We start from the raw sequence: 21,259 nt of genomic DNA, 5'->3' as shown, positions 1-21,259 counted from the left end.
ACGACCGTGTTATCATTAAAAATTTGATATCTCACTCCATATATGATAACCTTAAGTTAAGTTCCCATATATGGAGGTGGATTATATGTTTCAAATTGGCGATAACATTGTTTATCCAATGCACGGAGCAGGTACAATTGAAGCCATAGAAGAAAAACAATTCTTGGAGGAAAAACAACAGTATTATGTCATAAGAATGTCAATCAGTAATATGACAGTTATGATTCCAACGCGTAAAATATTGAGTTCAAATATACGGCCAGTTACTGATATACGTGCATTAAAACACATTATACACATTTTTCAGCATGGTGAATCAGATAGGTTACTGCCATGGAAGCAAAGGTATGTAGTAAACACGAACAAAATAAAAACGGGTGAAATACAAGAAGGCGCTGAAGTTGTACGTGATTTAATGCGAATGAAGAAAGAAAAAGCACTTAATTCAAGCGAAAAAAAAATGTTGGATAATGCATATGAATTTTTGATTAGTGAACTGGAAGTCATTAAAGGAATCACTGAAAAACAAATAAAAAGTTTCTGTTAAGGTTAATTTTAAATAATGTTTTGCATTCCAAAAAGCACCCACGAGTTTTCGGAATATTACGATTAAAATATTTCGAAGACGCTTAACTTCATCAACTTACTTTTAGAACATTAACCTCTTTTATTATTCCTACAATCTAATCTGTTTTTATTATTAGAAATTTCTTCAACGAACATTTGATGTTTTATCAAAAAACTCGATGAAATAGTCACTTGATTTTTGTAATCCTGATTCACACTGGCACGGACAAGGAGCCGTAAGGATGGAAGAGAGGCAGGGCTTTCATTGTTTTAGGTCTATGTGATTATTTCCAGAAGAAAAAACAACCACTCCCCTCTTTATCTTTAAGAATTTCTTACATCTCTTGCGACAGTGAATAGCAGTTGTTTATCTTCTTTTCATAAAAGAGACATGCGAATTGTAACAAAGAATAACATACAGTTATATTGAGAACATAAAAACAAATCATTTATATATATTCCACATATCGTCAATCCGGTATGTTATACTGTAAACAATCCTTTGAGGTTTTAAACCTTTTTCTTACCTTGTAGCAACTGTCCCTACTCGAACATTGAGTAGGGTTTTTTTATTCAGTATGATAAAGAGAACATAAAAAAACAGGCCCTATATAAAGAGCCTGTTTGTATAAACGATTGAAGATTAAGCAGTTTTTTGAACGTTAGCAGCTTGAGCTCCACGAGCACCTTGCTCAACGTCAAACGATACTTTTTGACCTTCGTCTAAAGATTTGAATCCGTCACTTTGGATTGCAGAAAAGTGTACGAATACATCGTCTCCATTTTCACGTTCGATAAATCCAAAACCTTTTTCTGCATTAAACCATTTAACTGTACCTTGTTCCATTTTTGTTGCCTCCTAGTGTGTTACACATTGTATTACTATCCTTGCCCAAAGTATCATCAAGACGAAAAGTCGATATTCATACTATCCTTTACACGAACAAAAATAATTCTCCTTTATCATAGCACGAAACGGAAATAACTGCAAATTAATAATGTGTTCATTCATGTTTTATTTGTTAAACCTGTCGATACCAGTGCAAAATAAGATGCCTATTAATAGCTATGGTTTGAAAACACCGTGAAAATGAATCATGAGTGCCTTCAAACCCAGTACTTCATATTGATTGTTAAAGGTTTCTTTAAAAAGCTCAGCTGTTTCTTGTTCAAGTACAAGATATTCTTGGCTGTTCACTGGTATAGCTTTGTTTCTGCACATGTTTCCAAACGATCACTCAGGTATACCCCTATTTTAACGCTATTAACTTGTCATGTTTGTTCCTCAAACAATCAAGTTTACGGTCTAAATAAACTGATTCACATAGGGGAGCATGGAGAGAGTTTGGCCCGATAAAGAGCCGGGTATAATCTTCATACGCTTTTTGTATCCCGGCTGGCCATTGCTAATAAAGATTTAATCGAGATGGAGATCATTTTCTGACCTTCAATAATTTTACACAGGATTAGGAAAGATACTTATTATACATGGAATATGACAGCTGGGACTTCAAAGGCAATAAAACGTTTTCTATACGCAGATTAAGAACATCAGGGAAGGGGAAGCTTTTAAAAATGAATGAACAAAACCTAAGGACTTTGAGAAAACTGGTTACCCCTTATGAAAAGTCCGATTTACAAAAAAGTATTTATCAAATCATTAACACATTGGTGCCATTTTTCCTGTTATGGTATTTGGCCTATAAGAGCTTGTCGATTTCTTATATCCTTACGTCAGCGATTTCTGTCGTTGCGGCAGGTTTTTTAGTGAGAACCTTCATTATCTTTCATGATTGCTGCCACTATTCCTTTTTTAAGAACCGAAAGGCGAATCGAATCCTTGGAACAATTACAGGAATTCTGACTCTGCATCCGTTTGATCATTGGGCACACGATCATTCTGTCCATCATGCGACAAGCAGCAACCTGGACAAACGCGGTACGGGCGATATTTGGGTACTGACTGTTGAGGAATATAAAGAAGCCTCAACTAAGACAAAAATAATGTACCGTTTGTACAGAAATCCGTTTGTTATGTTTATTATCGGACCGATTTACGTCTTCGGGATTACCAATCGTTTTAATCGTAAAGGGGCAAAACGCAAAGAACGGATGAATACATATGTAACCAACCTGGGGATCGTCGCTTTGGCAGCACTTTTATGTTGGGCTATCGGCTGGCAAAACTTTCTGCTGGTCCAGACGCCAATTTTTATGATATCGGGTTCCCTCGGAATTTGGATGTTTTATATTCAGCATACGTTTGAGGATTCATATTTCGAAGAAGATGAGCATTGGGAATATGTAAAAGCAGCCGTTGAAGGAAGCTCTTTTTATAAGCTTCCAAAAGTCATGCAATGGTTAACAGGCAATATCGGTTTCCATCATGTTCATCATTTAAGCCCAAGAGTCCCAAACTATAAGCTTGAAATCGTGCATAACAACACTGAACCATTGCAAAACGTTCCGACCATCACACTGGCAACAAGTATTAAGTCGTTAAAGTTCCGCCTATGGGATGAAGAAGGCAAAAAATTTGTTGGTTTTACCCACTTTAAAAAAACTTCTAAAAGCCAGGTATCAGCTCGGATTAGAACGGATTAAATAAACGCCCATAATCGATGATAAAGGACAGTGTATCTTGCAGAATAAAAGTGCAGACTCGCGCAATGAATTTGTGCAGAGGTCAGCACTTTTTTAATGCCACATGCACTTACAACAAAAAAATACCAAAGGTGTCAAAACCCTTGGTATCATTAGGATGCGGCCGAGAGGACTTGAACCTCCACGGGTTATTCACCCGCTGGGCTCTCAATAAAGTGATTCTTTATTATGAATTACAAAAGCCTATAATATCAGCATTTGTTTATTTTGATTATGAGTGTTTACTTCGATTTATTTTTATTTGGGAGTAAAAATGGAGTAGGTTTTCATTTCAAGACAGTTAATGTCTTGTTACTGGTGACATGTCTATTAGAGTAACCGCCTAACTTAATTACATTTCAACATTTTTTATAAGAACAATTGAAATAGCTAGTTCTCCATGTTTTATAATGAACTCCGGCTTGATGAAGTTTTTCTATGATTTGATCCAGCTTTTTATCTTTCCATTTCTTAATCAGCAGAACTCGCGGTTTGTAACACCTTATTATTGCCTTTCAAAATCCTTTGCATAAACGATCTCAACTTTAATGACTGCTTTCTTCGTATTCCCCTTAAAATTGAATAATCACTTTCCCTTTTGGCCGTCCATTTGCGACTAGTTCTAACGCTTCATTTACGTTGTCTATGGTGAATTGTGTTGGATGAATTGCTGGGACAATGTTGTTTTCTTCAATGATTTTGGTAATCTCTTTAAGTTGTGCGCCGTCAGAACGAACGAAGATAAAATGGTATTCCACGTTTTGTTTCTTGGCTTTGCGATCATACTTTGCGCCAGCAAGGGAAAATAGTATTTGTTTCCACGATGGGAAATTTCGGTCTTTTCCGAAACGTTTATTTGGTCCTGTACGGAGAGAGAGCAATCTTCCGCCCGGTTTGATGATACTCAATTCACTGTCAAATTCTTTAGGTCCCAGTGTATCAATCACGTAATCCACATTTGACAACAAGTCAACATAGTTTTCTGTTGAATAATCCAAATATTGATCTGCGCCCATTTCCAAAATGCGTTCGCGCGCTTCTGAGCTGCCGCTGACAATGACATTTAGGCCCATTGCCTTTGCGATTGGTACAGCCATCTGACCAAAGCTGCCTGATCCACCTGGAATGAAGACAGATTTACCTGACTGTGCCTCAAGTTCTTCATGCAGACCTTGATACGCTGTGAGTCCAGCCAGTGGTGCAGCAGCGGCTTCCACGTAAGACAAACTTTTTGGCATGGGTGCAATTGCGGCAGCATCAATTGCGGCATATTCCGCAAAAGCACCAATTTTTTCGAGGGGGAGACGTGTATAGATGGCATCTCCTACGTGAAATTCTGCCACATTTTTTCCGACTTTTTCGATAACTCCTGTCAATTCATTGCCAAGCGTTAATGGGAATTCATAATCTTGAATCAGTTTGACGCTGCCTGTAATGATTAACATTTCGAGCGGATTGACCGCCGCAGCTTTGACCTTTACCAAGACTTCGTTGTCATCGATTTCTGGAATTGGAATGTCATTGATTTGGGCATAGAGATCTTTTGAGTACTTGGTGATCTGAGCTGCTTTCATGAGTGTTTTCATTTTTTTATCAGCACCTCTGTCATATTATATTTATTGGGTTTTTACCTTTTTATATAATCGTTTAGGTGGAGGGGAATCTTACTTTTAGCGAAGTCTGACTTCCAATTTTATGATTAACCCTGCACCTAAACAGTAGTTATTTTTAGAACGATCATTCTCAAATAATTAAATTTTATACAACCGATACTGTGAATAAATGTTTCTCATCTTCCTAGTGTTATTAATATAGAGCATCGTTATATAGGTTTAATAACTTGAAATATTACATCTCTAGAATCGGATAGATTTGATCTCTTAATTGAAATTCATAGTTTCCGTCTACAACTCCTACTACTTGATTACTGTCATAAAGCTCCATCATAAAACTCGCCACTTGCTCAACTGTGTGGTACATCGGGATATTTGCTTTGTAATCATATTCTTTCGTATCAGATGCAGTTTTCATGAATTCTGTTTCCGTGATTGCTGGTGCTAAAACTTTCACCTTCATTTTCGCACCTTTGCGTTCCAGTTCTTTTGCAAGCCCTTCTGTAAATGCACTAACAAAGTATTTAGATGCAGAATAAGTAATACTGCCAACAGCAATTGCATATCCGAGTGCTGATGATACGTTAATTAACTGAGTTCCCTCTACATCCGTATAATCACGTACAAATAGTGTAGAAAGAATCGTTAAGGATTCTACGTTTACACGTAGCATGGTTTCCACTTTATCTAAATTCTGATCCGTGACAGAAGAAGATTCACCAAGCCCGGCATTATTAATCCAAGTCTCAATTTGATATTCCTTTAAATTGTCATACAGTGTGTATGCCTGAGCTGTGACAGATAAGTCACTTGTACGAATAATAACATCCAAATCAGGATTAATATTCTGAATAGCTGATTTAAGCTCTTCTAATTTATCCAATCTTCTAGCTACAATAATTAAGTTTTTGCCGCGAGCAGCAAACGCTAGGGCAGTTTTATATCCTATACCTGAGCTTGCTCCTGTAATAACTGTGTACTTCATATTATTCTCTCCTCGAAAACAAATTTTCTAATTAGTTAATCCATATAACAAAATAGATTCAGTCTAGTGTCGACAAAGTCAAATTAATAATGTTTTCTAATTTTTCCTTATCATTTGTCGTTTTTGCTAACACTCGCACCCCTACGAGTGAATTATGAATGAATTGAGAAAGCCCTTTAATGTCATAGTGTTTAGGAATTTCCCCTTTTTCTTGACCATGTTTGAGCAGATCAAATAATAAGGATTCCGCATTTATAAAAATCTCTGTAATTTTCTTAGCAACTTCTTCATCTATTAGGGATAATTCAACAGCTGCATTAACAGCTAAACACCCTTTTGGCTGATTTTGTTTTGGATATATAACCATTTCAAATAATTTTCGTATAGCCTGCTTAACCGTTAATTCTGTTTTCACTTCATTCTTCATTCGGCCTTCTATTATTTCTACATACTGACTTAAGGCTCGCATAAATAAAGTATGTTTGTCGCCAAATGTATCATAAATACTTCTGCGGTGAATGCCCATATGGTCCACCAAGTCTTGCATGGATGTTTTTTCATAACCCTGTTCCCAGAAAAGATCCATTGCTTTTCTTAATGCTTTTTTTTCATCAAATTCTTTATTTCTAGCCATGTAATCCCACCTTAGAATGTATTACCTCTTTATTCTGAGAAAGGCCTGAGAATCATTGATGCATTCATCCCTCCCTCATTCTTAAATAATTAAAGAACGATCATTCTCATTTGAGTAGCAAAACAGTTAGATCTAACGTGTTTCGAGTATATCAGATTTTAGAACGATCGGTAAAGAATTTAGAATTAAATCATGTGTTTTATATGTCTATGTATGGCTACTACCTGAATTTTAACGAATATCGCTCCTTTTTATTTTTCATCAAATCATTTCTTTAATGTCATTGACGGCAGGTCATAGAGCATACTGGTGTGTTTTCGAAAATACCCCTCATTTCAGTTAAGTTCCCCGCTGGAATATTCACACTTTGGACACGAAATAGGAACTGTAGAAGAGTTTCCCGGATTTTCAAACTAAAGTGTATTAAACAATACGGAGGATTACACTGGGTAACACAGTCAAATAAAAAAGCTCTAACTAATCCAAAAGGTTGCTAGTCAGAGCTTTTTATACATATTTTTTTGGTCCAACTCACTAAGCACCTACTCTATCATCAGCAACGTGAAAAGGAGCTTTGATAACAGGGGCATCATTTGTTAAAACCACTCCTGCGATGCTGCCCAATAAAATGACTGTAAACAAAGTCCGGCTGATTTTCATTAATAATCTCCCTTTTTTTATTTTTTCGTCTCGCTTTAATCTCAGTCGATAATATTCATTGGAACGTGATAAATCCCCTTTTTCATAAAAATAATCAGCTACTCTGATTGCAAAGTTTTCAATGTCTCCGTAGATTCTTAGAAGGAAGATACCATTAGCGATGACACTAATGGTACACTTTATTTCTACTCAATAACTTATTCAGCTTCTCCAACAACTGTAAAGCGTTCATTTATATGTTTTGGATTTTCAATTTCATCCAATACTGCAATTGCATAGTCTGCATAGCTGATATAACTTTCGCCTTTCGAATTCACAAGAAGATGATCTTTTCCTGACTGATAAAATCCAGTTCTTTTCCCGTCTGGGTCAAATACCGCTGAAGGACTGATAAATGTCCAGTTAATATCAGAAGTTTCCTTTAGTTCTTGCAAGTTACGACCTTGCCCTTTAGCTGTTGGAATAAAAATCTCCGGGAAATCAGGTGTATCCATTACACTGACAGTTTTATTTTCGTCTACATAAAGACTCCCTGCTCCACCTACAATTACAGCTCTTGTACCCGTTCCTTTTAATGCCCTAATTAATGCCCGGCCAGCATCTACATGTGCCTGTTCTTCTCCTAATGGAGCACCGAAGGCATTAACTATTACATCTAACTTTTTTAGATCATCCGATGTAAGATCAATTATATTTTTTTCAATGATTGAAATCTTTTCCTCTTTAAGTTTTGCAGCATCTCTTACAATTGCAGTTACTTCATGTCCCCTGCTTACCGCTTCTTTCAAGATAAGACTTCCAGCTTTTCCGGTTGCACCAATGATTCCAATTTTCAATTTAAATTCCTCCTAATCATTCAAAATTTTAAATGTAACCATATTGATTACATGTAATAATTTTAGTTACACCTTATTTATTTGTCAATACTTTTATCATCTTGTTAATTGAGCATATTAGAGTAAAAGAACTTGTAATACAATCAGTTACAAGTGTACTATAAAGAGTGTAAAGTAATTAGGATGGTGAAGAAATCATGTCTATTAGCAGCCGTTTTGCTGTAGGAATTCATATATTGGCTCTTATTGAAATAAATGAAGACGGAATTAGCACTTCTGAATTTTTAGCTGGAAGTGTAAATACAAATCCCGCCTTCATAAGAAAAATTATGGGGATGCTGAAAAAAGCAGGTTTAGTAAATGTTCGGCCAGGTATTGCAGGAGCTGAATTAGCGAAGGATCTAACTGAAATCACCTTACTTGATGTTTATAGAGCAGTTAATGTTGTTCAAGATAAAGAATTGTTTAGTATACATGAAAATCCCAATCCTCAATGTCCTGTAGGCCGGAACATTCAAAGTACAATTGGTCCAATATTTGAAATCGCCCAATCTGCCTTGGAAAAAGCTCTTAGGCATATAACAATTGAGGATGTGGTAAAGGATATTATTGAAAAAGAAAAATTGATCAATAATTGTTAAATGATTCACAGAAAATCTTTTATCATATTGAATCCAGCCCCGAATTGATATTGATTTTTTGATTAAAAAAGTGGCTTTTTTATGAAAAAGAACAGACATAAAGTCTGCTCCTTTTGATGAAAGATTTAGATTACGGTAAGGGATATAAATATGCTCATGATACAGAGGAAAAATTAACGACAATGCAGACGATGCCAGATTCTTTAATAGGGCGTGAGTATTACTATCCAACAACTCAAGGTTCAGAAGCTAAGTTCAAACAAAGACTTGAGGAAATCTCGGATTGGTATAAAAGAAACCGCAAATCTTAGTTTAAACGAATATGTTCTGTATATAAAAATAATGAGGTATGGGGTGAATTGATAATGAATTATGATGGAATAAAAGATTACTGCCTAACCTTTCCAAACTCTTATGAAGACCATCCTTTCGGAGATGGTTGGACTGCAATTCGTCACAAAGGGAATAAGAAAATATTTGCACTTATCTTCACTCGCGACGAACACTTATGTGTCAACCTTAAATGCGAACCTGAAAGGGCTGATTTTCTACGTGGTCTGTTTGAAGAAATCAAGCCCGGATACCATATGAACAAGGAGCATTGGAATACTCTTACCTTAGATGAGGGACTCCCAGAGCACCAAATCCATGACATGGTAAAGTACAGCTTTGAACTGACAAAACCAAAAAGTAAAAAGGAAACATAACATCGAAGGATAGAATGCTCATTATAGATATTCATCCGATGCAATGATACAGAGGAATATGCAAAAACCTCAAGGCAACAATGTTTAAATTCGTATTTACGAGATGATTTTTTCGTTATTGTTAGTCCTTTGTTTCTTGACATAGGTTGAACAAATAAAAAAGAGCAGACTCAAAGTCCACTCAATTAATTAAGATGATTGCTCAATTCATCCAGACACCTATAAAAAATGAAAGGTGACGATGATATGCCACAAAGGTCATTTAGCGTTTAATTAATACTGATAACTCACCTTCAAACACTTTTTCCTCTTTCTGATTATAGGTAGATAACAATACAGTAAGTATCCCCGTCTGGCTTTTATTTGGTTTTTTATCAATAACCTTAACAATAGTGTGCAGTTTATCATTAGGGTAAACGGGTGCTAGGAATTTTATATTATTCATTCCTGTCCCAGCAATAATATCGTCTTCATGACGCCCTTCTTCAATCCAAAGCTTAAAAGTAATAGATAACGTTTGTATTCCAGAAGCAATAATTCCATTAAATCTGCCCATTTTTGCTTTTTCTTCATTTAAATGCATGTATTGTGGGTCATACACTTCTGCAAAATTCATTATATTCTCTTTTGTTAATTCAAAAGATTTAGTTTGAAAAACCTGCCCGATGGTGAATTCATCCAATTTCATAAATAAATCTCCTTGAATCTAAACTTTATTATTAAATCTACGTAGCATTTTAACATACTGGCTCTCACACAACAACTTAACGGTAAAACAATTGTTCCCCTATCAGGAATGAACAAGCACATTGTTTTTGTTTCCTTGCCTTTAACCTCTTTATAATCAGGTGTTTTCTTATAAGACTAAGGCGGTCGCCATCACCATCACCCGGCATATGTGCCATTTCCTCATAAGAATATCCAAGCTTCTCATAATAAGAATAAGCAGTCAGCCTACGAGAACTTTCTTCTGGCTGATAAAACGCAAGTTGAATATATTTCCCGTCACCATATACACGAATTATGGCGTTATCTCTTTTGTGCTCATCTGAATCTGCTCGCATTTCTTTTCTGACTTTCTTCTCCTGCTTCATCACTTCATTAATTGCATTATCATATTTACTACCGCCGCACGCAGTCAGCAGAAGGATGAAGGTGACTGACAAATCATACGACCTACTATAAGTAAGTGGACAGTAACAGATAAATTTCTATAAACAAAAAATACCAATGGTGTCAAAACCCTTGGTATCATTGATGCGGCCGAGAGGACTTGAACCTCCACGGGTTATTCACCCGCTGGGCCCGCCATCTATATTCATAAAACTATTGCTCAGTTGTCAGCATGTTAAGTAAATTACGAATTTCCTTGTTATAACTTTTAATTTCTTCTTCATTACAACCGGTTTTATCAAATACTGCATTAGGGATCATTGTGACTTTTTCTTTAAAACTCATTCCCTTCAGTTGTTAACGTAATAATTACACTTCGTTCATCCTCTTTTGAACGCTCTCTTATAATAAGACCTCGCTCCTCAAGTCGTTTTAAAACTGGAGTTAATGTTCCGGAGTCCAGATATAATTCTTCGCCTAAACCTTTAACAGATATTTTTTCCTTCTCCCATAAAACAAGAAGAACCAAATACTGTGATTAGCGTACAAGTTCTCGTTTTCTGCTTTGGACCCCATATAGAAAATAAAAAGCCAGCTCTCCTTCGGGAGAAGAACTGGCATAACAAAGCTTCTTGCTTCTTATTTTGCTGTATTGCTCGGACCTTTTAATTTCTCTTCGTTCTTGCGTCAATGTTTTATTAATAGGACACAACCAATAAAATAATGACGATCGAAATAGCAACGCGGCTTTTGCAAAGCAGTAAGCCCTCCAGAATATAAAAGAGCTGCAGTCATTGCTGCTCGGATAATCCCAGCTTATTCTGAGTCTGTATTTCGAGTAGCCGGTCAATTAAATGGATGTTTTTTTCATTCCTTTTCTGTTTGTTCCATTTTCCACCACAGTGAATCTTTTGGATTTTCAACAGCTTCTTGAAACTCAGCTTTAGAAGCAACTGTTGGGTAAGAACCTTTTAAAGATTTACCTGAAGTATCTTTAAATAAGGTTAACACAACAATTAAGCCAATTAAACTAACTGCCAATAAATAGAAACCCGGCGCCAAATTGTTTCTTGTCACATGGGTTAACCAAGAAGCAACTAAAGGTGTTGTTCCACCAAAAATAGAAACTGATAAGTTGAATGTCCAGGATAATGTACGATATCTAATGTCAGTATGGAACAACGTAGGTAAAGATCCTGGCATAGTGCCTTCGTATACAGATAATACAATACCTAACATTAAAAGTCCTATAAATAAGAATGTTATATTCCCCATATTAAGAAATTGAAAAGAGATAATCGAAAATACAATTCCTAATACTAATCCAATTGATATAACTTTTTTATTTCCTAATTTATCTCCTAGTTTACCGAAAGTTAAAGCGAACGGTACCATAATAATCAATACAATTGCTGTAACCGGTGTACTTATATTATCACTTATACCAAGGTTCTCATCTAAATAAGAAGGCATATAACCTAACAATAGGTAATTGGTTATATTAAAAAATGCCACAAATACGATACATAAAAAGATATCTTTTTTATATGTTTTAATGACTTCTAATAAACCGGGTTGTTGTTCTTGGTTTTCAGAGATGTCACTTTCAAATATTGGTGATTCATCTAAATGACTTCTCAAATATAAACCAAATAATCCTATTGGAATACTTAAGAAGAAAGGAATTCTCCATCCCCAACTATTCATTTGAACATCAGATAAAGTCCAGAAAAGTACTGTAACTAAAACAGAAGCTACTATATAACCAGATAATGTGCCGATTTCTAAACCGCTGCCTAACCTTATACGCTTATTATCTGGAGAAGATTCTGCGATATATACCATTGCACCAGCGTACTCTCCACCCACAGAAAAACCTTGCAGAATACGAGCTAAGAGTAATAATATAGGGGCCCATACACCAATCTGATCATAGGTAGGAAGCACACCAATTATTAAAGTAGATAAAGCCATCATTAAAATAGTAATTGTTAATACTATTTTCCGACCAAATTTATCACCCATTTTACCAAAAATAATTCCGCCTACGGGCCTAAGTAAGAAGGCAATTGCAAATGTAGCAAAAGTAAATATTAACTTTAATTCATCGTTTTGAACTGGACTGAAAAAGTTTTTACTAATAATAACTGCCAAATAAGAATATAAAGCAAAATCAAACCATTCCATCGCGTTTCCTATCCCTGTAGCAAACACGCTTTTCTTCGCTTTTTGAATGTCTACAACGTTAATTTTTTTCTTGTTAAACTTCATTTAATAATATCGACTCCTTAATTATCAAATCCACATTATACAAGCGCATAAACGGTCCAAGCATGCAGTCCCAGAATGTATAGCGTAATGCTTCTCTAAAAGTCTGGGGGTTTCTGTTTCACCTGATGGAGAGCTAACGGCATAGTGGATGATTGGTTCAACTGTACCTTAAAAGACTAGACTAATATCCATATCAGCGCTAAATAACATTGTAAACCAGGAAAGAAGGATGAAATTCAGTTTTTTCGCTGGTTTCCTTAACTTATTTTTGCCGATTGGACTAAAAATAATACAAAAAGCAACAAAAAGAGAAACATCCAACAGATAATACCAGCCAAAGCGGTTAGTGATATATCCTTGGGCTGTGGTTGGTATTTTCTGCAGACTATTTGGAGAAATGATTCCCCTTCATACAGCTCTATTGTGAATATTATCACAATCGAAAAAAAACTTTTATTTCTTCAAAGTATCCTATACCTTTATTTTAGTTCTTCCATTACGTCTTCCAATATGTTTATTATAAGATTGATGTCGTTCCTAAGAATTATTTACTGATTCTATCTTTATTACCCCACAATCAGGTGAAACAAAACACTATAAACGTACCATATCTTTTTAAAATCTGACAAGCTCAACAGGGTGATAGAAACCCGGCTAAAGCCCAGCTAGTCAATGGATAGAAGAAATTTTTTTGTTTTTCCCAAGGAATAACCGTCTGCGTTTAATCCAGCCCAATTAGAAAGAAAAAGAGCAGGAGTAATCCCGCTCTTTCATTCAAAACTTTAATTTGTATGAAGAATTTCGTATACCTTTTCGACTTGCTTTAACTACTAATTAGTATGCAGACTACAACAGAAATAAGTAGCACCGGGTATGAAATAATGGATGCATTTAAACAGGCCAATCACCGACAATAGAATTTATTGCATGACACCTAACAAAATTATTTTTTAAATCCAGCTGGAAATAAAGAAACATTTCTTAGGTAATGGTTTTATTTTTGGTAAATCGACATGTATTTTTTTCCCCTTCCCTGTAATCCAAATGTTTCGATATGAACATTTAATCCTTTCATACATTTATCACAATTTTAACAAACTTTTAACTGAACTTGGTAAGTTGAACAAGGATTAAACATTGAATTTTGACAATCGCAAACTGTCATATGTGTCCGTCATATCAAAAGAATCTCTTTAATGTGTTGTTTAGTGCTTTCGTTACGGCGACTATCGACAAATAAGAACCAAGCAAAGTATTGTCCAGATAGTTTGAGTATTTTGATCACTTTGCAAATAAGTTATTGAAAATACACTACCTAAAATCACTGCAGCCAATAGACACCGGCTGATTTTCATCAATAATCTCCCCTTTTTTAATTTTTCATAGAAAGCATTAAGCTTCCTCGTTCATGAAAATAATCAGCGACTTCAATCGAAAAATTTTCAACATCAGCAAACATTTTCCTCGAAATCTTGGTTTTCTTCCATGCTTAGCAGCACTTTCTCTGCTTTTGCAAATTGGAGTTTGAGGCATTAGTAACTATCAATAAATAATGAAAATATTTGTGCGATGTCTACTGCAGATGACTTACTTTAGGTAAGTGGGCAGATTGTGGGCAGTAGATCATTTAAAAATAAGCGCAAAAAAATACCAAGGATCTCTTTATTACCCTTGGTATCATTGATGCGGCCGAGAGGACTTGAACCTCCACGGATTATTCACCCGCTGGGCCCTCAATAAAGTGAAAGCTTATCACTAGCTACCCCCCCCCCGTCATTTCAAGCATTTGATGTTGTTCATTACATCCATTTACACCATTACTGAGATAAAAAAATTGACTTAGAGAGATAAATATTATAATTTTATTTGCGTGCACAAGCAAATAAATTATTTGTAAGGAGTGAATATCATTGGTAACAATTTCTACACCCTACAAAATTAAAAATCTTGAACTAATTAACAGAATCGTCATGGCTCCAATGTGCCAATACTCGGTTGAGAAAGAAGACGGTATTCCTAACGATTGGCACTTTGTTCACTATGTCTCAAGAGCAATCGGAGGAACAGGCCTAATTATTATGGAAATGACTAGTGTTACTCCTGAGGGGCGTATTACGAACGGTGATCTTGGTCTTTGGTCAGATGAACAAGTACCACATTACAAACGACTTGTTAATGAAATAAAAAAGTATGACACCAAGGTTGGAATTCAAATAGCTCATGCAGGAAGAAAAGCAGAAGATGCCGATCAACCTGTAGGGGCTTCCGATATACCCGTAGAAGTATTACCAGAGGAAACAAAAAATGGTGAACTTAAACCCCCAAGAGCTTTAACAAACCAAGAAGTGAAAGAAACTGTTCAGCAATTTAAACAAGCTGCTGAGAGAGCAATAAAAGCAGGTTTCGATACAATTGAATTGCATGGTGCTCATGGTTATTTGTTGCATCAATTTATGTCACCAAGCATCAATAATCGTACAGATGAGTATGGAGAAGACCTAGCACTCTTTGGGGAAGAAGTTATAAAGGCACTCAAAAGTGTAATGCCTGCAGATATGCCACTTATCATGAGAATATCAGCTATCGAATATATTGATGGCGGTTATGATATTGAACATGCCATAAAAATGGCTAAACGGTTCAAAAATGCAGGAGTGGATGTGTTTCACGTATCAAGTGGAGGAGAAGGTCGTCCTGGAAAGAGAAAGCCATCAAATCATCCTGCATATCAGGTCCCTTTTGCCCGTGCATTTAAAGAAGCTTTGCAAACACCCGTTATAGCAGTTGGGAAATTGAGTGATCCTAAAGTTGCAGAAGCAACATTAGCAAATGGAGATGCTGATTTAGTTGCAATCGCTAGAGGAATGCTAAATGATCCTTACTGGGGATTACATGCTATAAAAGCTATTTCAAAGAAAGTTACGCCGCCAGTACAATATAGCAGAGGTATACGCTAATTTTATTTTAATGTATCTATTTTTTCTAGGTGAACATTAAAAAGACACCTATCCTATTAGGATAGGTTGTCTTTTTAATCGCATTTATCTCTGGGGAGGAGTATACCTTTTAGCTTCACTATTATTTGGATAATCTATCCCGTTTGGATAAGTTATTAGCTCTATTACCGATCCCCATGGAGTTGATCCGTAGACAAATTGATTCGTCTTATCATTTCCTTCTATTTCATTTAAGATTTTTGTAGGTTTGGTAAATAAATGGCCCCCAGCTTGTTCAAATTTTACTATAGACTCTTCCATATTATCTACATATACAGCAAAATGCTGAATACCCAAATCATCTGGGTTAGCCGGTCTTTTTTGATCTATACCTTGGTATTGGAATAACTCAATACTAATACTTTCTCCTATTGAAACTACTCTCATGTGAACTACTTCTGATCCCTTTTTTAATCCGAGAATCTTTTCAATTTTTTCTCCACCCATTGCTCCTTCTTCGGGCCTCTTTGAGTCATAAGCTACTTTAGCGTCAAATGCTTTTCTAAAGAATTCAGTCGCTACTTCCATATCGGGAACGGTTACGCCAATATGATCAATTCCTCTAATGATGTTACTCATAATAGTCACTCTACCTTTCTAGTACTTAAAAATTTAAAACAATAAATGATCTAAAGAATATATTCCTGGTCCAATAATAATGATGGCGATTGATACGGTAATTATAAGTATGTTATATTCGGCACCATTATTGTTGATCCAATATCCATTTCTTCCTGTTACCGTAATTATAGCTGCTGCCATGATAACTATAATAAAAAGGGAAGCAAGAGGTGTAAAAAGACCAATTGTTAGCAACCCCCCCCCCTACAATTTCAGAAGATGCTGCAAAAAAAGCCATTAGCTTTGGTGGTTTTAATTTCATATTGGCAAAACTCTCTACAGTCTTATTCCATCCATTTCCCCCAAAACCACCTGTGGTTTTTTGTAATCCATGTCCAATGAAAGTTAATCCTAATAGAATACGTACTAACAAGATTGCTGTACTCAATATCCCCACCTCTTTTTTTGTCTGCATTAATGGAACGCCAGTATTCTATGCTTTATTAGCTTCATTAGGAGTTTTAATTTTTCCTACGACTAATAAGAGGCATGCATTCCCTAGATTCTTCATTGTGTTCGTCTAAAGTTCCTTCCATTTTTAAAAGACGGATTGTGCTGTCATAAGAACCATTAATTCTATTATTGACTGACACTCCATTTGGAAGGATAAAAGGTTTGAACAATTTATTGTATTGTATCCATATTTTACACCTCCTTAAACTTGCTTGCGCAAGCAAGTATTTAATTATATATTATCCTTTTTTAAGTTGAGTAAACCTATTTTATATTTGCAGCTTTAAATTCATTGTTGTATTCTAATCGTAAGATAATTATTGTTAGGAGCGCACTATGAAAAACGAGGAATTAATTGAAACATGGTTCAATTTTTCTAAGTACCACAACAGAATTTCAAAGGCAATTGATTATATTTTGAAAAAACATTATGAGTTGGATATAAAAGAATTTTCTTTACTCTACCTTCTCTCTAAAGCTGATGAAAAAAAACTTCGTTTGCAAGAACTTCATTCTAGGATGGATTTAAGCTTAAGTGCAGTGTCGAGAATGGCTTCGAGATTGCAAAATTATAAAGAGGGCCAACTCGTCTCACGAGTAACTTATACAGAGGATAAAAGAAGTGCATATATAGTATTATCAGCAATGGGAAATGATTTATTGGAATCCATGATAAAGACTATAAATGAAGCACTAAATAAATTCTTACTACCAAAAGATATATCAAATATAGAGGCATTGTTGGAATAGAGAAGGGGGATTAATTCCCTTTCTTTTTTCAAATTAACTAGTTGCTATCTTATATATACCAAATTAGGAATGGATTTTTCATGAACAAAAAAAAGAGCAGACATAAAATCTACTCTTCCAATTTTGTTTCTTTTCCTTTAACTTCTTCATAATCATTCCCCATCTTCTCATAGTAATCATACGTGGAATAATTGAGCGAGCCATCTTTATAGAAAATTAACTGAATATATTTCCCACTATCATATACACGTATTACAGTATTATCTCTTTTGACGTCATCAGTATCCCATCCTCTTTCAACTTAAACAGGTTTCGCAAGATTTATTTCCCCTGCACACAGTCCGCAGAAGAATGAGGAGATAGCGGTGAGTGGACACTTTTGGTCACAAAACACATTTTTTATAAAACACAAAAAAATACCAAGGGTGTCAAAACCCTTGGTATCATTGATGCGGCCGAGAGGACTTGAACCTCCACGGGTTATTCACCCACTAGGCCCTCAACATTGTAAATCCGTATCACTGATTATGAAAGCTTGTTTTCACTACACTTTCTAACATCACCTTACATCATTTCTATAGGTTTGAATGAATAATGGTTAATAATTGGTGAGTAAAAAACACCCTTAATTCCCCACTTCTCCAAAATCATTACGTTCAATTCATTACCTCTTCTTCAACTTTTTATCGAATTTCACATCCTATACATGGTAATATTTAGATATAAACTTGCTGAAAGGATTGGACAATGAAGGTATTTGAAGCAAAGTCTTTGTTATCTGAAGCTGAAAACCGCGCAAAAGATTATAAAGAATTGAAAAATCAAATGATTAATTTGAAAAAAGCTTTTAAGGCTGTTGCTGATCTTGATGATAGTGAGTTCTCTGGGAAGGGAGCAAACAATATTAAAGCATTTTTTCACGATCACTCCGGGGTAGCTGATCAATGGATTGATTTCATTGATATGAAAATTGCTTTCCTTACTAGTATCTCCGGTATTCTGGAAGATGCCAGCTTATCTGATGCATATATCGAAGAATCCTTCTTAGAACACGAACTGGCAAACGCATATAGAAAATCACAAGCAATGATGTCCGAGCAGAAGAAAGCAATGAAAGACATTCTGAATGACATCGATGACATTCTTCCACTTGATTTATTTTCAACAGAGACTTTTAAGGATGAGCTCTCTTCTGCCGAAAACAAACGGAAAAAGACGGTTGATAAAATAGACGATGTGGACGAACACTTAAAAACTGAATATGCAATGACTGAACCTAACGAACAATTCATTAAAGCAGACTTTCAAAAGTTACAGGAGTCAACAGGTAAGGGCAAAAATGCTACACCCATTCACTATAATGCCAAGGCATATCGCGACAGTGACATACATAAGAAAAAAGGCGATATCGAAAAGCGGTCTGAAGCTTATTTAAAGCTCAAAAAAGAGGAAGCTAAACAACGCGAAATTAAAGATTTGAAAAAACAGCTTGTAAATGTAACAGATCCTGACGAGTATTTAAAAATTGCTGAAAAAATTGGATACGAAAATTTGGAGCCTGACCAAAAAGTTTATTTCCGCCAGCTCGAAGAACTTCAACAAAAAGCCGAAATCGGAAAAGGTATTGCAGTTGGAATGTATGAAGCAGGTAAAGATACCGTGATGGGTCTCTATCAACTTGCAATGCACCCTATTGAAACGCTTTCTGGAACGGTGAACGCCGTCTTACATCCAATCGATACTTATAAGATCATAGCAAAAGACATAGAAGACACTTTCCAACGTGATATGATTAATGGAGATAGCTACAGCAGGGCAAAATGGGTGTCCTATGTCGGCAGCACTGTTGTTCTTGCAATAGTTGGTCCAAAGGGTATTGATAAAGTATCCAAAGTTGCAAAAGCCGGTTCAAAAGTTGCTGCAATTAAGACGCTCGAAGTTTCAAAAGCAGGAATAAAAAAAGGTATTGAATACGTTAAAATACCAAATGTTTTTGAACAACAATATGCAATGGCTGGCGGTTCAGGAACTTTTCCTTTCAACACAATTGATGGGGAGAGTTATAAAAACTCTGCACTTGAAGTTTTTAAGAACCAGTCTGCTACACATGGTATAAAAAAAGCAAAGCCGCATGAAGTTGTAAACGAATTAGAGACTTTTCAAAGCAGGAAATACATTTTTGGAGGACAATCATTTCTCATTGATAAACGTGGAATGAAGCATATTTTAGAGCGCCATCATCCTAGTTTATGGGATGGCTCAGTTAAGTCTCGTCAATCTTTTCTCAATAAAGAGATGACTGTTAGCGATGTTGCAGATGCGATAGAATCAATCATGAAACAAAACCGTGAAGAGTTAGTACAAAAAGGAACAAAATTCAGTTATCAAATTAGAGGAACGTATAAGGATCAGCAATATGTTGTAGGCTTTCAAAAAGGAAGAGTAGGTCAATTCTATCCGGAAAAATAGGAGAGGTAAGAATGTTTTATATACAATCATTAATTCTCAAGCCAAATAAGAAGATAAAGGATCTTTCAGTCTTAAAAAATAATGTCGACGATTACTTTGTACCACTTAACAATATAGGGGAACTTAAGAACATGAGCTCACAGTTAGACCCAAACTATTTATCAGGAGCGATTATTTTAAAATATGGTGAACAAGAATTGCTTGATGTCACGATGTGGGACTTGATTGACCAATTATGGGCTTATTTTTTGAATTTAATTGAAGAAACTATTGAAACAGGAGAAAGCGAAACTTATTTTCCGGATCAACCACTTCTATTGAAAATGAAATCAATAACGAATGATATGTTGTTATTTGAAATTGATGAAAAACAAAAAGTATTACTGCCGAAACTTGATTTTTTTGAAACACTCTTAAAAAATGCAAAAGGTTTCTTTGAAACTATGATTTCTGTTTTAGAAGAAAGCTGTGATTATGACTACGAACTCAATAAGATCGATGAATTGCAAACCAAAATCAAATGTGTGTGAGGCTAAATGTGAATTACTCTAGAGTGAAAAAATTCTTTGATGAGAATAAAGAATATTCAATTCTTACTGGAGGCGTCACTGACAAACATATTAAAGAGATAGAAAAAGATCTCAAAGTAACCCTACCAGACAGTTATAAGTGGTTTTTAACTGAGTATGGTTCAGGAGGCGTGTTCGGGACTATGATACTCGGTTATGACTCTCATGGAGCTGAAGTTGTAGAACAAACCAAAGAATACAGAACGTTCTACAATCTTATACCAGGTCTTGTTGTTATTGAGTATATAGATGAATTCTCTTATTGTCTTGATACAAATAAAATGGTTGATGGAGAATGTCCTGTTATCCTTTGGGACAACCATGAAGGATATGGTTATACTGCTGCAAATAGTTTTCTTGAATTTCTTCTTCAGCAACTTAAAAAAGGTAAAGAGGATTTTGACGAAGATGAGGGTTGGAAAGAATAATCTTCTCATTCCAAATAAAGTTGTTTTTGGGATTGAATAATATAATATAAAAAACCATACCGAGATGTTTTGGTATGGTTTTCTAAGCTAGACCCTCAACTTAGTAAAATCATATCTTCATTTACAAAAGCCTTTATTTATAGCATTAAGTTATTTCATTTACACTGATTTTCATGATTTGTTGTTAATTCTGGGCAGTAAATGGGCACGCGACGAGGCTTGAAATAACCCACTAATAAGATCATATGTCATTGGCTGAATGTATTCTACCAATCAAAAAAATCATGCTGAGCTTTATCTTTT

22 protein-coding genes and 6 pseudogenes are annotated in these 21,259 nt (G+C 35.4%); 10 read left to right on the top strand and 18 right to left on the bottom strand.

Going from position 1 to position 21,259, the window contains the following annotated elements; genetic code table 11:
* The first annotated feature begins 85 nt into the window (after nt 1-85).
* A complete protein-coding gene (locus OQ477_RS18050) occupies nt 86-547 on the top strand; it encodes a CarD family transcriptional regulator (protein ID WP_265973407.1) in 462 nt (153 codons plus the stop codon).
* Between the two features lie 663 nt (nt 548-1,210).
* Here OQ477_RS18050 and cspC read toward each other — a convergent pair.
* A complete protein-coding gene (cspC, locus tag OQ477_RS18045) occupies nt 1,211-1,414 on the bottom strand; it encodes a cold shock protein CspC (RefSeq protein WP_020955377.1) in 204 nt (67 codons plus the stop codon).
* A gap of 403 nt (nt 1,415-1,817) precedes the next feature.
* Entirely contained in the window at nt 1,818-1,958 is a 141-nt protein-coding gene (locus tag OQ477_RS21095) for a molecular chaperone TorD family protein (protein WP_416346538.1), read from the bottom strand.
* A 184-nt stretch (nt 1,959-2,142) separates the two neighbouring features.
* Here OQ477_RS21095 and OQ477_RS18040 point away from each other — a divergent pair, with 184 nt between their 5' ends.
* The gene (locus tag OQ477_RS18040) at nt 2,143-3,171 is read left to right on the top strand and encodes a fatty acid desaturase (protein WP_265973406.1); all 1,029 of its coding nucleotides are present in this window, start codon (nt 2,143-2,145) and stop codon (nt 3,169-3,171) included.
* Nucleotides 3,172-3,782: 611 nt separating this feature from the next.
* On the opposite strand, the gene OQ477_RS18035 is transcribed toward OQ477_RS18040, so the two are convergent.
* The 5 genes from OQ477_RS18035 to OQ477_RS18015 all read right to left on the bottom strand — a co-directional run bounded on the left by OQ477_RS18035 (nt 3,783) and on the right by OQ477_RS18015 (nt 7,938).
* Nucleotides 3,783-4,796 carry an NADP-dependent oxidoreductase gene (locus OQ477_RS18035; protein WP_265973405.1) on the bottom strand — a complete coding sequence of 338 codons (1,014 nt, stop codon included), beginning with the start codon at nt 4,794-4,796 and terminating at the stop codon, nt 3,783-3,785.
* A 262-nt stretch (nt 4,797-5,058) separates the two neighbouring features.
* Nucleotides 5,059-5,808 carry an SDR family NAD(P)-dependent oxidoreductase gene (locus OQ477_RS18030; RefSeq protein ID WP_101670034.1) on the bottom strand — a complete coding sequence of 250 codons (750 nt, stop codon included), beginning with the start codon at nt 5,806-5,808 and terminating at the stop codon, nt 5,059-5,061.
* Nucleotides 5,809-5,866: 58 nt separating this feature from the next.
* Entirely contained in the window at nt 5,867-6,442 is a 576-nt protein-coding gene (locus tag OQ477_RS18025; RefSeq protein WP_101670033.1) for a TetR/AcrR family transcriptional regulator, read from the bottom strand.
* Nucleotides 6,443-6,976: 534 nt separating this feature from the next.
* On the bottom strand, nt 6,977-7,102 hold the full coding sequence (locus OQ477_RS20950) for a hypothetical protein (RefSeq protein WP_257993772.1): 126 nt from the start codon (nt 7,100-7,102) through the stop codon (nt 6,977-6,979).
* Nucleotides 7,103-7,299: 197 nt separating this feature from the next.
* On the bottom strand, nt 7,300-7,938 hold the full coding sequence (locus OQ477_RS18015; protein ID WP_014416975.1) for an NAD(P)-dependent oxidoreductase: 639 nt from the start codon (nt 7,936-7,938) through the stop codon (nt 7,300-7,302).
* Between the two features lie 197 nt (nt 7,939-8,135).
* Between OQ477_RS18015 and OQ477_RS18010 the strand changes: the two genes are divergently transcribed.
* The 3 genes from OQ477_RS18010 to OQ477_RS18000 all read left to right on the top strand — a co-directional run bounded on the left by OQ477_RS18010 (nt 8,136) and on the right by OQ477_RS18000 (nt 9,286).
* Nucleotides 8,136-8,579, top strand: coding sequence for an Rrf2 family transcriptional regulator (locus OQ477_RS18010; protein ID WP_265973404.1), 444 nt, complete (start codon nt 8,136-8,138; stop codon nt 8,577-8,579).
* A gap of 116 nt (nt 8,580-8,695) precedes the next feature.
* Nucleotides 8,696-8,890, top strand: a complete 195-nt coding sequence (locus OQ477_RS18005) for a hypothetical protein (protein WP_045555027.1) — start codon at nt 8,696-8,698, stop codon at nt 8,888-8,890.
* A gap of 54 nt (nt 8,891-8,944) precedes the next feature.
* Entirely contained in the window at nt 8,945-9,286 is a 342-nt protein-coding gene (locus OQ477_RS18000; RefSeq protein WP_012116882.1) for an MmcQ/YjbR family DNA-binding protein, read from the top strand.
* A gap of 262 nt (nt 9,287-9,548) precedes the next feature.
* Here OQ477_RS18000 and OQ477_RS17995 read toward each other — a convergent pair whose 3' ends face one another.
* The 8 genes and pseudogenes from OQ477_RS17995 to OQ477_RS17960 all read right to left on the bottom strand — a co-directional run.
* Nucleotides 9,549-9,974 (bottom strand): MaoC family dehydratase, encoded by a 426-nt coding sequence (locus OQ477_RS17995; RefSeq protein ID WP_007609622.1) that lies wholly within the window; start codon nt 9,972-9,974, stop codon nt 9,549-9,551.
* Nucleotides 9,975-10,099: 125 nt separating this feature from the next.
* Nucleotides 10,100-10,452: pseudogene (locus OQ477_RS17990) on the bottom strand (cystatin-like fold lipoprotein); the annotation flags it as partial.
* A 160-nt stretch (nt 10,453-10,612) separates the two neighbouring features.
* A pseudogene (locus tag OQ477_RS21090) lies at nt 10,613-10,934 on the bottom strand (MarR family winged helix-turn-helix transcriptional regulator); the annotation flags it as partial.
* Between the two features lie 332 nt (nt 10,935-11,266).
* Nucleotides 11,267-12,670, bottom strand: a complete 1,404-nt coding sequence (locus OQ477_RS17980; protein ID WP_101670030.1) for an MFS transporter — start codon at nt 12,668-12,670, stop codon at nt 11,267-11,269.
* A gap of 38 nt (nt 12,671-12,708) precedes the next feature.
* Nucleotides 12,709-13,075 (bottom strand): annotated as a pseudogene (locus tag OQ477_RS17975) (BCCT family transporter); the annotation flags it as partial.
* 725 nt (nt 13,076-13,800) lie between these two features.
* Nucleotides 13,801-13,940, bottom strand: a pseudogene (locus tag OQ477_RS17970) (IS1595 family transposase); the annotation flags it as partial.
* A complete protein-coding gene (locus tag OQ477_RS17965) occupies nt 13,897-14,025 on the bottom strand; it encodes a hypothetical protein (RefSeq protein ID WP_223204396.1) in 129 nt (42 codons plus the stop codon). The pseudogene OQ477_RS17970 and the gene OQ477_RS17965, both read right to left, overlap by 44 nt.
* A pseudogene (locus OQ477_RS17960) lies at nt 13,982-14,138 on the bottom strand (tetratricopeptide repeat protein); the annotation flags it as partial. The gene OQ477_RS17965 and the pseudogene OQ477_RS17960, both read right to left, overlap by 44 nt.
* A gap of 442 nt (nt 14,139-14,580) precedes the next feature.
* Here OQ477_RS17960 and OQ477_RS17955 point away from each other — a divergent pair.
* Nucleotides 14,581-15,627, top strand: coding sequence for an NADH:flavin oxidoreductase/NADH oxidase (locus OQ477_RS17955; protein ID WP_265973403.1), 1,047 nt, complete (start codon nt 14,581-14,583; stop codon nt 15,625-15,627).
* A gap of 84 nt (nt 15,628-15,711) precedes the next feature.
* Here OQ477_RS17955 and OQ477_RS17950 read toward each other — a convergent pair whose 3' ends face one another.
* Complete coding sequence (locus tag OQ477_RS17950) at nt 15,712-16,245, bottom strand: VOC family protein (RefSeq protein ID WP_265973402.1); 534 nt, start codon at nt 16,243-16,245, stop codon at nt 15,712-15,714.
* Nucleotides 16,246-16,372: 127 nt separating this feature from the next.
* Nucleotides 16,373-16,675: a DoxX family protein gene (locus OQ477_RS17945; RefSeq protein ID WP_265973401.1), complete on the bottom strand. Its 303-nt coding sequence runs from the start codon at nt 16,673-16,675 to the stop codon at nt 16,373-16,375.
* Nucleotides 16,676-17,076: 401 nt separating this feature from the next.
* On the opposite strand from OQ477_RS17945, the gene OQ477_RS17940 reads away from it, so the two are divergent.
* Nucleotides 17,077-17,490, top strand: coding sequence for a MarR family winged helix-turn-helix transcriptional regulator (locus tag OQ477_RS17940; protein ID WP_265973400.1), 414 nt, complete (start codon nt 17,077-17,079; stop codon nt 17,488-17,490).
* A 109-nt stretch (nt 17,491-17,599) separates the two neighbouring features.
* Here the strand turns inward: OQ477_RS17940 and OQ477_RS17935 are convergent.
* Nucleotides 17,600-17,758: pseudogene (locus OQ477_RS17935) on the bottom strand (lipoprotein); the annotation flags it as partial.
* A gap of 479 nt (nt 17,759-18,237) precedes the next feature.
* On the opposite strand from OQ477_RS17935, the gene OQ477_RS17930 reads away from it, so the two are divergent.
* The 3 genes from OQ477_RS17930 (at nt 18,238) to OQ477_RS17920 (ending at nt 20,956) form a co-directional block, all read left to right on the top strand.
* On the top strand, nt 18,238-19,959 hold the full coding sequence (locus OQ477_RS17930; protein WP_265973399.1) for a ribonuclease YeeF family protein: 1,722 nt from the start codon (nt 18,238-18,240) through the stop codon (nt 19,957-19,959).
* A gap of 131 nt (nt 19,960-20,090) precedes the next feature.
* A complete protein-coding gene (locus OQ477_RS17925; protein WP_265973398.1) occupies nt 20,091-20,489 on the top strand; it encodes a hypothetical protein in 399 nt (132 codons plus the stop codon).
* An 8-nt stretch (nt 20,490-20,497) separates the two neighbouring features.
* The gene (locus OQ477_RS17920; protein ID WP_265973397.1) at nt 20,498-20,956 is read left to right on the top strand and encodes an SMI1/KNR4 family protein; all 459 of its coding nucleotides are present in this window, start codon (nt 20,498-20,500) and stop codon (nt 20,954-20,956) included.
* Nucleotides 20,957-21,259: the final 303 nt, after the last annotated feature.

This window comes from Bacillus sp. ChL18, assembly GCF_026241425.1.
In the GTDB taxonomy this organism is placed as follows: domain Bacteria; phylum Bacillota; class Bacilli; order Bacillales; family Bacillaceae; genus Bacillus; species Bacillus velezensis.
This window is presented reverse-complemented; position numbering and strand designations above follow the sequence as displayed.